At 61.7% G+C, this 12,640-nt stretch carries 10 protein-coding genes; all 10 read right to left on the bottom strand.

What is annotated here, in order from left to right; translation table 11 throughout:
• Positions 1-8: 8 nt before the first annotated feature.
• Genes KVG85_RS20940 through KVG85_RS20895 form a run of 10 tightly spaced genes read right to left on the bottom strand, consistent with a single transcriptional unit; the run spans position 9 to position 12,454 of the window.
• Positions 9-1,022 (bottom strand): SEL1-like repeat protein, encoded by a 1,014-nt coding sequence (locus tag KVG85_RS20940; protein ID WP_225926698.1) that lies wholly within the window; start codon positions 1,020-1,022, stop codon positions 9-11.
• A gap of 10 nt (positions 1,023-1,032) precedes the next feature.
• The gene (locus KVG85_RS20935) at positions 1,033-3,069 is read right to left on the bottom strand and encodes a type VI secretion system Vgr family protein (protein ID WP_217864851.1); all 2,037 of its coding nucleotides are present in this window, start codon (positions 3,067-3,069) and stop codon (positions 1,033-1,035) included.
• Between the two features lie 28 nt (positions 3,070-3,097).
• A complete protein-coding gene (locus KVG85_RS20930) occupies positions 3,098-4,099 on the bottom strand; it encodes a serine/threonine-protein kinase (protein WP_217864850.1) in 1,002 nt (333 codons plus the stop codon).
• Entirely contained in the window at positions 4,096-4,824 is a 729-nt protein-coding gene (locus KVG85_RS20925) for a PP2C family protein-serine/threonine phosphatase (protein ID WP_041476618.1), read from the bottom strand. Before KVG85_RS20925 ends, KVG85_RS20930 begins: the two co-directional genes overlap by 4 nt.
• Positions 4,824-8,363: a type VI secretion system membrane subunit TssM gene (gene tssM / locus KVG85_RS20920; protein WP_217864849.1), complete on the bottom strand. Its 3,540-nt coding sequence runs from the start codon at positions 8,361-8,363 to the stop codon at positions 4,824-4,826. The genes KVG85_RS20925 and tssM overlap by 1 nt, the downstream gene beginning before the upstream one ends.
• Positions 8,364-8,377: 14 nt before the next feature.
• Positions 8,378-9,253 (bottom strand): type IVB secretion system protein IcmH/DotU, encoded by an 876-nt coding sequence (gene icmH, locus KVG85_RS20915; protein ID WP_016772511.1) that lies wholly within the window; start codon positions 9,251-9,253, stop codon positions 8,378-8,380.
• A gap of 5 nt (positions 9,254-9,258) precedes the next feature.
• On the bottom strand, positions 9,259-10,590 hold the full coding sequence (gene tssK / locus KVG85_RS20910; protein WP_016772510.1) for a type VI secretion system baseplate subunit TssK: 1,332 nt from the start codon (positions 10,588-10,590) through the stop codon (positions 9,259-9,261).
• A gap of 2 nt (positions 10,591-10,592) precedes the next feature.
• A complete protein-coding gene (tssJ, locus tag KVG85_RS20905) occupies positions 10,593-11,093 on the bottom strand; it encodes a type VI secretion system lipoprotein TssJ (RefSeq protein WP_016772509.1) in 501 nt (166 codons plus the stop codon).
• Between the two features lie 5 nt (positions 11,094-11,098).
• On the bottom strand, positions 11,099-12,295 hold the full coding sequence (tagH, locus tag KVG85_RS20900) for a type VI secretion system-associated FHA domain protein TagH (protein ID WP_217864848.1): 1,197 nt from the start codon (positions 12,293-12,295) through the stop codon (positions 11,099-11,101).
• 18 nt (positions 12,296-12,313) lie between these two features.
• Positions 12,314-12,454, bottom strand: a complete 141-nt coding sequence (locus KVG85_RS20895) for a hypothetical protein (RefSeq protein ID WP_003229566.1) — start codon at positions 12,452-12,454, stop codon at positions 12,314-12,316.
• Between the last annotated feature and the right edge of the window lie 186 nt (positions 12,455-12,640).

The following is a 12,640-nucleotide window of genomic DNA, read 5'->3' as shown; positions in this document are numbered from 1 at the left end:
ATCCTGCTTTAAAGGCAATGAATTGAATTATTTGCGGTAATGCCTTGGGTGCTTAGTCGTTCAACGCCTCTTGCACCTGCCTCATTGCCTTTCTTGTCGGCCTCTTGATAACAGGCCATCGCCCGGGGCAAATCACCAGAGACGATGGCGCCGGCCTCATAGGCGCCTCCTAGTTGAATCAGTGCATCCGGGGAGCCGAGCCGGGCAGAGTTCACAAGAGCGCCCAATGATTTTTCTGGACTGACACAGGCTCGTGTCTCTTCGTAATTGCCTTCGTCGCAATAGAAATCGGCAAGGGCGACCCCTGCTTCAGGCACGTTTATGGCAGCTGATTCCAGGAGCTGAAGGATCTTTCCATTTTCCAACCGTGGTGCTTGACCTGAAAGGCTGATCCCCGCCGCTGCGAAGGCCGCCTCTGCTGAGCCTTGATCTGCCCCATTCAAGTAACTATTCAGAGCGGAAATGTACAACTGGCTGGCAGAAGATGAGTCGGTATCAATACCCAGCTGGTTATACAATGCCCCTCTTTTTAATGCGCGCTCACCCGACGAGTTTTTTAACTTCGGGTATTGAGCATCAAGTACTGCCTCAAGCGACCAGTCTTCAATACGGGTCAATACCCAGCAGTCGTTATGTTTGAAAACAAAGATCTTCAGCACTTCACCGTTGTGATCGCGAACAATCACTTGGTTTGGCAACTGGACTTGCATGCTCAACTCAGACTTCGCGATGCTGTCCGGAGCAAGCATCACTAGCGACTGGAGGTCTAACACCTTCGACTTCCGCTCCAACACTCGCGGCTTCGAGTCGGTGGCGGCTACCGTCTGCTCGATCACGGGCGAGGCAATAAACGCTTGCTGCACCTCCGGCTTGGCCGAGAATTCTTTTACGAAATCTGCGAAGTTATCACTCGGGCATTGCACTGTGCTCGATTGCGCAGCAAAGGCTCCTGAACACGCCCCGAACGCCAGCAGCGCCAGACATTTCAGCTTGAATTGACGCACTCGGTTGTTCTTTCTCATCACGAACTCATCACTCAGAAAACACAAAAAAAGCCTTCGGCTTAACCTTCTCAGGCGGCGAATTCGCCAACGCCTGATCCATCAAACTCCCCGCCTTATCCTTATCCGCCGCCCCCGGCAGCACCGGCGGTTTAATCCCGATGCCAGTACCCGACCCAGCCGACCCACCGGCATTGATTTTGATCACCGGCCCAACCACCGTGACCCCACCGCCATCCAGCTTGATAAAGCTCCCACCCCCAAGAATGGTCAGCTCCGTCCCCGCCTCGATAACGATCTTGTCCCCAGCCTTGAGGTGAATCTCTTTCCCCACACTGGTCAGTTGCGCAGTCCCCAGCTTCACATGCTGGTTCTGCCCAACCGTCAGGTGATCATCCAGCTTCGCTTCAACCTTGCGGTCGGCAATCGTGGTGCGGTGTTCTTCAGCCTTCAGCTCGGTGTAAGTGTTCTTCACCACCGTGTCATGACGTTCATTGCCGACCCGAATCTTCTGGTCGTGCTCAACGTTCTCATCCCAATCGCGCTGGGCATGGATGTAGATCTGCTCCGCACCTTTCTTGTCTTCAATGCGCAGCTCGTTATAGCCACCGCCCCCCGGCGAGCTAAGCGTTTTGAACACGCTGCGCGTCTTGTTCGCCGGCAAGGCGTACGGCACCGGGTTTTCCTTGTGGTACAGGCAGCCGGTTACCAGCGGTTGATCGGGGTCGCCTTCGAGGAAGGTGACGAGGACTTCCATGCCGATGCGCGGGATGCTGATGGCGCCGTAGCGGTCGCCGGCCCAGGAGCTGGAGACGCGCAGCCAGCAGCTGGTTTTGTCGTCGGCGAGGCCTTCGCGGTCCCAGTGGAACTGCACTTTGATGCGGCCGTACTGGTCGCAGTGGATTTCTTCGCCTTTGGGGCCGGTGACCATCGCGGTCTGGCTGCCGAGCACGCGTGGTTTGGGGTGTTCGAGGGCCGGGCGGTAGAACACGTCCCACGGGGTGGCGAGGAAGGTGTTGCGGTAGCCCTGGTGGAAGTCGTCCTTGTTGTCGGTGGTGTCGCTGGTCACGCCTTCTTCGAGGACTTGCGGTTGTTTGCCTTCGTGGAAGATTTCCGTGAGCAGCCAGAGGTCGTTCCACTCACTGCGCGGGTGGTCGGACATTTCCATGAAGTGGCCGCTGACCAGTCTGGTCTGGTCGCCGCGACCTTCGGCCTGGCGGTAGTCGACGCGGTGGCGTTCGAGGGCGCGCTGGCTGAGGAACTTGCCGCGCGCGCGGTCGATGAAGCGGCCGGGGTAGTCGTAGTCTTCGAGATCCGGTTCAGTGCTGTCGCCGTCCGGTTTGTACGCGGCTTCCATTCGCAGGCGCGGTTTTTCGAAATCGTAGTCGCGGCGCGTGGTGCGCGTGGTGCGGGTTTCCAGGCGCAGTTTGAAAGCTTTGATCACCGGCTCGTCGGCGACCATACCGCTGCCCTGCACGTACGCAGTCGGCTGACCGAGATTCTGGAACACGGTCTGGTCGTCGCCGAACACCAGCAGGTGCGCTTTTTCGCTGTGCTGGAAGTGGTAGTGAATGCCTTCCTCTTCGCACAGGCGCTGGACGAAATGCAGGTCGGTTTCGTCGTACTGCACGCAGTAGTCGCGATCCGGGCACGGCTGGCTGAGCTGGAAGCTATAGGCGTTGCTCTTGATGCCGTGTTCTTCGAGGATCAGCGCGATGATTTTCGGCGCCGACATCTGCTGGTAGATGCGCTGGTTGGTGCGGTGATGCAGGTATTGCAGTTGCGGCACGATCGAGACTTTGTAGCGGGTCAGGCGCTTGCCGGCATCGCCCTGGGCGACGCGGTAGATCTGCCCGTGAATCCCCGAGCCCTGCGGATCAAATGCGAGAAACGCCTGCTTGTGCAGCAGTTGTTCGAGGTCCAGATCGGGGTTTTCGCTGACCAGTTCGAGGTCGAAGCGATACGCCTGGCTGATGCCTTCGGTGCCGGTGAACGACAGCACTTGCAGGTCGCCGACGTAGTCTTCGACCTTTAGGCTGAAGTGGGTTTCGTTAGCTGAGTTGAACATCGTGTGCTCCCTGTTCGAATGTCATCCGTTACGCCCGAAGTCGCAACCGTTGCAGCCAGGACGAAGTGGCGCCCAAGGCGTCACGCAATTGTTGGGCAGTGATGGTGCGTTCTGCCGGGTTGAAGCTCAGCGCGGTTCGCAGCGCTTGCCAGCCGTGCTGGGGTAGATTCGCTGGGGCGCGCAGCTCGCGCTCCAGGTGCTCGTCGCGGGCCTGGGTCGAGGGCAAGCGGCGGAACGGGTGTTTGCCGCCCGCCAGTTCATAGATTACGCAGGCCACGCCGTACACGTCCGCGCTGGCCGACAACGGTTGGCCCTCAAGCAGTTCGGGGGCGGCGTAGCCCGGGGTCCAGGCGTTAAAGCGCTCGCGGCTCAGGTGCGGCAGGCCGGGCAAGGTGCCCTCCTCTGCCTGCCCCAGACCGAAGTCGAACAGGCGCAGGCCGTCTTCGCTGAGCATGACGTTGCTCGGCTTCAGGTCACCGTGCAGCACGCCGCGACGGTGGGCGTAGGCCAACGTGTCGAGCAGCGGCAGGACGATGTCGCGCAGTTCTTGCCACGGCAGGCCGAGGGGCCGCTCGCAGAGCAATTTGTCCAGGGTCAGGCCACGCATGTATTCCATGGTGATGAAGGCCCGCTGGCAATCGGTGTCGACTTCAAAGGTGTGCGCACGCACGACGTTGTCGTGGCGCAAGCGTCGGGTCAGGGCGAACTCGCTGTAGAGCAAGGCACTGGCGTCCGGCGATTCGGCAAATTCTTCGCTGAGGATTTTCAGCGCGATGTAAGGGTCGGGATCGCCGAACTGTTCGTGCAGCAGATCCCGCGCCCGGTAAACGGCGCCCATGCCACCGGCCCCGAGCAGACGCTCGAGGTGGTAGCGACCGGCGAGTACATCCGGCAGCGCACCGATGCTGGCCTTGGTTGGCGCCAGCAACGGTTCGGCCTTGTTGCCCTTGGCGAAGGCGAAGTAGGTCAGGTTGTTGGCCTGTTCTTCGCTGATCAGCAAGTCATCGATGGGCGATTCGAGTTCACTCATTGGCGGATCACCACGGCAGTCAGGTTGTCACGCGCGGCGCCACGCAGAGCGCCGTCGAACAAACGTTCCAGCGCCACGTGCGGCGCGCTGAGGCTGAGGGCGTTGCCGAGGGCGTCGCTGCTCAGGCCCTGATACAAACCATCGCTGCAGAGCAAAAACACATCGCCCGGATAGACCTCGAGTTCAAGCACATCCAGGGTCAGTGTGTCGGCGGCGCCGACGGCTCGGGTCAGTGCCTGAGCCGCCGGGTGCGCTGCCGCCTGTTCGACGCTCATTTGCTGCTCGTCGATCAGCTGCTGTTGCAGCGAATGGTCCTTGGACAGCTGATACAGCCGCTGCCCGCGCCACATGTAGCATCGGCTGTCGCCTGCCCAGATGCAGGCCGCGCGATTGCCTTCCACCAGCAGCGCAACGACGGTGCTGCCCATGATGCTGTCGTGGCGTCCGGCAGTGACGGTCAACTCCTGCCCCAAACGCCGGTTCAGCCAGTGCAGGCACTGGCGGATGGCTTTGAGGCGTTCGTCGAAGTCCTCGTGTTGCGGCAACTCAGCCAGGCTGGCGACGATCAACTGGCTGGCGATGTCGCCACCCTGATGACCGCCCATGCCGTCCGCGACCACCCACAGCCCGTGCTGCGGGGAGTCGAGGAAGGCATCTTCGTTGCGCGCCCGCACCTTGCCCGGGTCGGTACGCGCCGCGCTGCGCCAGGGACTGGCCACCAGCATCAGAGCTGCACCGGCATACGGAAGGTGCGCAGCACGCCCATGTCGAACGGGTTCGGCGAGCGCTGGCTGGTCAGCAGATAGTTGGCGCGCAGGCCGCCCACGTCCGCTTTCAGTACCAGCACGTCACGACCGTTCAGGTACTCGGTCTGCATCAGGTCGAACAGACGGAACAGCGACCATGGGCCGGAGTTTTTCTCGATCCCGATAGGACGCCCGGCCATTTTGTCCATGACCAGACTGGTGCGACCGTCTTCAGCATCGGTCGGCCACTTGAAGGTCATTGGCAGGATCGGGCCGTGACGGTATTCCATGGTCTTGTCGCCGAACTTGAATTCGGAACGGCTGACCGCCGGATCGAGGGTGTACGGCTCCAGCTTGAACTGCACGGTCGGCTCGGCCGGGTTGATCGAGAAGAAGCTCTGGCGAATGGTCTGCGCCGCCGCCATCTGATCGAGGTAGACCTTCGATACCGGCAGGCTGTGGCCGTCGACGCTGCGCATGCGGTAGTTGCCCGGATCGCCGCTGACGAACGGACGCATGTAGCTGTCGAAGAAGCGGTCGACGGTACCTTGAGCACGGAAGAACTCGCGGAAGTCGCTGATCGCCACGTCGCTGGTGCTGCTGGCGCTGAACGGATAGCGCTTGCTGATGGTTTTGCCATACACGCTGTACAGCTCGTTCTGATAACGGCCGTTCAGGTATTGATAGGCATCGTTGAGCACCAGGCGCCACGAGTCCTCGGCCAGCACGTTGAACCACACGCTCAGCGGACGCGGCAGACGACCGGAGGCATTGCGCAGGTTGGTCAGCGCATCACGCTGGCCGCTCATGCGCGTCTTGGCCATCTCGAACGCGGCTTGCTCCGGCGTGCTGGAACGGGCCAGACCGGCCAGTTGCAGTTGCAGGTCGTTGAGTGCGCTGAACGCTGGCGTCAGGTCGGCGCCCGGGCCGTTGTTGTCGTCGAGCAGACGATGCAGCGGTTCGAAGCGGCGTTGCAGGGATTTCTTCGCGGTGTCCGGCAGGTTCTTCGCCACGTTCAGCGCCGAAGCCTTGTCGGCGGCAGCGGCGGCGAGTTTGCCGACCTTGCCCAGTTTGCCTTTCTGTCCGGCCAGCGCATCGGCAGCTTCGCCGGCTTCATCGACCGGATCAGCAGCGGCTTCGAAGCGGGTGTTTTCACGTACTTCGGTGAGCAATGCGAGAACCGGCGAGTTGGCCGACGTCAGGCCCGCCAGTTGCTCGGCGCCTTCGCCGGCGTCGCTGATTGGTGGGAGTGCGACCTGGCCAACGGCTTCGCTCCAGTAGTTGGCGTAGTCGCGGAAGTACAGCTGCTCAAGCTCGACCATCAGGCGACGCAAGTCCATGTCGCTGATGCCCGCGCCTTCGCCCAGCACCCAGTTGTCACGCAGGATGTCGGTGACCAGCGCGGCGCCCTGCACCGAGAAATACTGCTGATAACCCTGCTGGGTGTAGAAACCCGGGATCACGTATTCAGTGCCGATGAACAGCGAGCCTTGTGGGCCGAGGTGTTGGCTGAAGCGATAGTCCGGCAGGTTGCGCGCCTGCTCGCGGAGCATGCGGTAAACCACGTTGGCCAACGATTCGCTGCGCAGGACCTGACGCGCCTGCGTCACCAGTTGATCGTTCAGCGGGTAGATGAACGGCTGCTTGAGCAAACGTTCGAGGTGCGTGTTCAGACCGTTCTGCACCGCGGTGTTGCCGGTGTAGCGCTGCGACCAGTCAGTGGCGACCCAGTCCTTGAGCCACGCCGCGTCGCGACGATCCTTCATGTTCAGCATCAGGTACGCACGCAGGCTGTTGAGCAGGCGATCGCGGTCCTTCATGTTGGCGCGGATCTGCCCTTCGAGCATGGTCGCCACCCGTGGCAGCAACTGCGCTTCCAGCTCGCGCTCGTAGGCGGTTTTCACCACCGGGTTGATCTCTTCGCCCTGATACAGGCCGCCACGCTCGTGGTACGAGACGTCGCCCTTGCTCGGGAACACCTGGGTCGCAGCGTAGCTGGTGTCGAGCACTTTCAGCACGCCCATGGCGTCATCGCGCGGCGTGACGGCCGAGCGTTGCTGGGTCCAGTTCTGCGCCAGCGTGCGCAGGTTTTCCAGCCGCTCGTAGTTGGCCGAGAAACCACCGGCCCAGAGCATGCCGAACAGTGCCAGTGCCGCCAGTGCACCGACGTACAGCGCCCGCTGGCCCCAATGAATGCGGCTGCGCTCGCGCTTGTCCAGACCGGCCAGATCGGCTTCGGGGAAAATCACCTGGCTGAGCAAGTGGTGGATGAACCGCGAACGGCCGCTGCGCAGAGTCGGCAGCACGCCGGCGTTCATGCCCAGGCTGGCGCCGATGCCGGCGGTGGTCGAATCCATTTCCTGGGTCAGGTGCGGTGCGCTGGTCAGGTAGAAGCCGCGCAGTTGCGTGGCGCGCTGATAACGGTTGCCGGTGAACGCCATGTCGACGAACAGGCACAGACGCTCGCCGATCTGCCCCAACTGATGCGGGAAATCGAGAATGCGGCCACGGCGCTGAGTATCGCGCTCGGAGTGCATGCGCATGATCACTTGGCTGTTCAGGCGGCGCAGCAGCTCTTCGAACTCGTTGCGCAGGACCGTGACGTCGGTGCCGACCTGATCCTTGCGGAAACTGGTGCCGAGCACCTGATCGCTTTCTTCGCGGGTCAGTTGATCGAAGAACTCGTCGAAGCCGAGCAGCTTGTCAGCCTTGCTCAGGACCAGATACACCGGCACGTCGACGTGCAGTTTCTGATGCACGTCCTGCAGACGGCTGCGCACCTGGCGTGCGAGAGTCTCGATGTCCTGCTCGCTGCCGCCGGTGAGGGTTTCCACCGGAATGGTCACCAGCACGCCGTTCAACGGACGGCCGCGACGACGCTTGCGCAGCAGCTCCAGCAGGGTGGTCCAGGCGTTGCCGTCGACTTCCGCGTCCGGTTGAGTGGTGTAGCGCCCGGCGGTGTCGATCAGTACACCGTGATCGGCGAAATACCAGTCGCAATGACGGGTGCCGAGGGTGTCGCGGGTCAGCTTGCGGTCGATCTTGTTGATCGGGAATTCCAGACCGGAAAAGTCCAGCAGGCTGGTCTTACCCGAGGCCTGCGGACCGATCAGCAGGTACCACGGCAAGTCACTGCGCCAGCGCTCGCTGCGACCGCGATACAGGCTCGACGTCTTCAGGGTTTTCAGCGCGTCCTTGAACCGCGCCTTCAACTCTTTCTGTTCTTCGTCGATCAGCTCTTCGCGGCGGATACGGTCCTGGCCGTCCTCGCTTTCCTCCTCGGCTTTCTTGCGGATACCCGCGCGCCAGCTGACGAAGACCATGGTCAGGCCCCAGATCAGGAACAGCACGCTGATTGTCAGCAGGCGCGAGGTCGCGCTTTCCCAGAACTTGTAATCATCGACCGCCAACAACGGGCCGACGAACCACACCAGCAGCGCCACGAACAGCACCAGCAGCAGAGTCCAGACCCAGGTCTGGCGCAGGAAGGCGCCGACTTTCTTGAAAAACTTTTTCATCACACGTCCCTGTTTTACGGCTGCGCCTGCGGTTGCACCGCGGCTGGATCAAGCGGCTGATAAGGATGCAGAACAGTGTCGCGTTGTTCGCTCAGGACCCAGGCGAAGCCCGAATACATCACCACCAGGCAGACCAGAGTAAAGAGCACCACCATCCACGCCGGCACGATGCGCACCAGGTTGCGGCGCTGATCGTTGAGGCCTTCCCAGTGCGGCGACAGTTCGCGCGGCACGTCGCCACGCAACTGACGGATCTGCCGGTACAAGGCGTCGCGGATGCCTTCAAGCTCAAGCATGCCGCGCGCCTGCACGCGGTACTTGCCCTCGAAACCGAGGGACAGGCACAGGTACATCAGTTCGAGCATCGGCAGGTGCTTGACCGGGTTTTTCGACAGCCGATCGAGCAGCTGGAAAAACTTCTCGCCGCCGAAGGTTTCGTTGTGGAAGCTGCTCAGCAGGCTCATCTGCGACCACTCGCTTTCGTTGCCCCACGGCGTGGTCACGACGGCTTCGTCGACCACGGTGCAGAGCACGTAACGCGCGGCCATCACCTGGCTGCTTTCGGCGCCGTTGTGCAGGGCGCGCACTTCAAACAATTTCAGCCCGGCGGTCAGCCGCTCATTCAGCGCATACAGGTCTTCGCGGGTTTCGCTGTGCTTGAGACGCACCACTTCCGAGAGCAGATCGGACGAGGCCGCGACCAGCGAGTTGAGGCTGATGTTGAACGCCTCCGCCGGACGCAGGCGCGCGGCGTAGATCATGCGTTCTTCCAGTTGCTCGAAACGCGGCGGCGCGGCGAAGTCGGTCAGCGGACTCGATGCCGGTCCGTGGCCCTGACGGTCGAGCAGAACGGTTTTGTCGTCCTGGTTGTAATCCGTTTCCTTGATCATGTCGGTCAGTTCCTGATGGCCCAGAATTTCAGTTCAAGCTCGGCGAATTCGCCGGACACGTGGAACGCGAAACCGCCGGAGCGCTCGAGTTGTGCCAGGTCTTCGGAACTGAGTTCGAGGATGAAATAGGTTTTGTTCGAATGGAACGCGATCTGCCGTGGGGCCACCGGCAACGGTTTGACCTTGATCCCCGGCAAGTGCAGGTTGACCAGTTGGCGGATGCGCTCCACCGGGCCGACCTTGAGGTGCTGCGGCAAACGCTGACGCAGTTCTTCGGAGTCGCAGTTGGCACTGGCTGCTAGCACGAACGAGGCCGAGCCGAGCAGTTTGTGATCGTGCAACGGCGAGACGATGATGCCGTACTGACGCGCCTGCAAGATCAACTCGATGGCGTGCTGTTCGAGCACCATCGACAGCACCTGACGAATCGCTTCCATCAGTTTGCGGAAGCTTGCGCCCTGATCGGCGTGGGAATAGCGGCTGTCCAGGCGCGGGCGTTTGCTCTCGCCGGAGAAAGTCGCCAGATCGCCGAGCATGGTCAGCAGCGTGCGATACAACTCTTCCGGATGCACTTGTTCCAGACCGAGGTAATGGCGCAGCAGCAGTTCGGTGCGGTTGATCAGTTGCAGCATCATGAAGTCGCCGACTTCAGCGCCGCCGACCTTGCCGTTGGAGCGAATCCGCTCGGCGATGGTGTCGCCACGGTGGCTGAGCATGCTGATGACTTCTTTCAGGCACGACAGCAGGTAGCTGGAGGCGTGGGCCTGAATGTAGGTCGGGACGAAATCCGGGTCGAGGCTGATCACGCCGTCGGGCGTGGTGTCGAGCACGTCGCAGATTTTCAGCTTCACGTAGGCCTGATCGCTCTGCTGCTCGCCGAGCAACAGTTTGAAATCCGGGCGACCGCAGCTGACCTGACTGGCGGAATCGTCGCCGGCGTTGGAGTCGGCGACTTCGGCGTCATAGGCGGTGTAGCGCGCGAGCACGTCGGATTGCTCCGGGCGCCGGGCCTCGATGTGGTTGCCGGTGACCAGCGGCAGCGCCAGATAGATCGGCGTGTTGCCGGTGTTCGGCGGCACGTCCAGCGCCAGCGGCTCAGTGTTGCCACCGAGTTCGAACAGACTGCCGTCCGGCAGAATCCCCGAGGCTTCACTGATCACCAGTTTGCCCATGTTGAGGAACTGCAAGTCGATTTCCAGATTGAGAAAACCCCAGGTGTAGCCACCGAGCAATTGCGTGCGGGTTTTCATCTGGTGATCGTAGTAACGATCGTTGTGCTGGAAGTGCTGCGGGCGCAGCAGCATGCCTTCCTGCCAAATGACTTTATGGGTGTTCATGATCAGTCATCCGCCTTGGCGAGCACTTGTTGGGTATTGCGGATACCGGCCTGATCGAGGGTCAGATCAGCCTCGGTGAGTTCCAGCGGAGTGATCTGCACGGTGTGCCGCCATTGGGTATCCGGCAGGTCGCGATAGGCAGCGAGGATGCCTACGTAACGGCTGCCCTCCTCCACGCTGAGTTTCAGTTCCACGGTTTCACCCGGGCGCAGTTCGAGTTCTTCGCTGGCCACCAGATCCGGGTTGAGGGATTCCTTGGCGCGTTCGTAGAGGCTGAAGAAATCAGCGTTCTCGAAAGTCACCGGGTGCTTGAGTTCGAACAGGCGCACGACGATCGGCGACGGCCGCCCGTTGAGGTCCGGGTTGAGCTGATCGCTGCCGGTCAGTTTCAGATTGATCTTGGTCACTTTCGAGTACGGCGACAGCGACGAGCAACCGGCCAGCAGCACCAGCACGGTGAGCGCAGTCAGCGTCTTGAAAAAAGCGGTCGAGCGGCGAGACATGCGCATCATCCTTGGTGGTCGGTGTGGAGGGTGGAGATCAGGCGGATCTGTTCTTCGTAGGCCTGAGCAAAGTCGCGGGCCAGCAGACGCTCGCTCCAGTCATCGTCCTGACGCAGTGCCTGGTGGTAGCGGCCGAATGCTCTCCAGCGCCCGCCCGAAGTGGCGATCAATGGCTTGCTGTCGCGCTCGAAACGCAGGGTCAGCTGCTCCGGCGAGAAGTGCTCCAGCGTGCCACGCACAGCGGCGCGACTGGCGGTCAGCAAAGCCACTTGGTGCGCCTGCAAATCACGGAATGCACGGGAGATCGCCTGCTCGGCCGGCAGGTGTCCAGGCTTGCTTGGCTGCAACAGAATCTGCAGTGCTTCGCTCGGATCGACGGCGAATTTCAGCGGGTTCTTGTTGGTGCCTTGCACGGTGGTCTGCGCCAGACGCAGTTCGTTTTTCAGCTCGGAGCGGGTGCGCAGGCTTTGCTGCAAACCGCCGATGCTCTGGCGCAGCAGGCGCGCAGCGTTGAGCGCCAGCGCTTCGCGTTCGTCGTGGCCGAGGCCTTTGACGTCGACGCCCAGCGCCGCGCCGAAGTGCTCCCAGAAACCTTCGCTCTGACGCTCGACGGCTTTCGGTGCAGGCGCCGGCTCAGGTTCGACCGGGGCGGCGATCAGCTCCGGGACCATCAGGCTTTCCATGTCGATGCGCGCGTAGTCGGCACGTTGACGGGAGTCTTCCGGCTTGGCGGTGGGCGACAGCAGTTCGTCGATTTCCGAGTACACGCGCTCTTGCTGTTCGAGGGCGTTGAGCGGGTCGAGGTCGAGGAACGCGTCGTCCGGAATGATGCTGCCAGCGGCGCGCGGACGGCCGACTTCGCCGTCGAAGGTCGCCGGGTCACGGACCAGCCGCGCACGGATCTCGAAGTCGCCGAGAATGTAGGTGCTGCCGTGCTCGATGCGCACCGGCTCGCCCTTGTGCAAGCGTGCGCCACTGCTGCCGTCCTGGACACCGTTGCTGCTGGTGTCGGTAAGGAAGAACGAGCCCTCGCGGTAACTGACAATCGCGTGATGATTGGACAGGTGCCGCTTGCGGTCAGGGATGATCCAGTCGCAGTCCTCGCCGCGCCCGATCACGCCACCGGCCTGTTTGAAGGTCCGCTGGCACAGCTCGGTGGGCACGAACTGCTTGGTGTTCAGCATTTCGAAAACCAATTCCATGTTTGATGCTCCTTGCGGTCACTTGCCGCGATTGACCGCTTGCGGATCACCCAACGGGCGATAGTCGTTGTCGTTGAATTTGTAATTGCCGCTACAGCCGCCAAGGCCGCATAGAACGACGAGGGTCAGCAGGACAGCGTGCCAGTGACGAACAGACATCAGAGGGTCTCCAGGTGTAGACAAAGCACAAAGCGCCGACCCTTGCGGGCGGCGCTGAAATAAGTTTTTGAGGTGGGCTCGAAGCCTCTGGATCGGGGCCTTGCGCCATAGCCTGGAGGTACGGCGACCTCCCGTGGCGAGGGGACTTGTCCCCATTGGGGTGCGCAGCGCCCCCAAAACCTGCCA

This window comes from Pseudomonas triticicola, assembly GCF_019145375.1.
In the GTDB taxonomy this organism is placed as follows: Bacteria; Pseudomonadota; Gammaproteobacteria; order Pseudomonadales; family Pseudomonadaceae; genus Aquipseudomonas; species Aquipseudomonas triticicola.
This window is presented reverse-complemented; position numbering and strand designations above follow the sequence as displayed.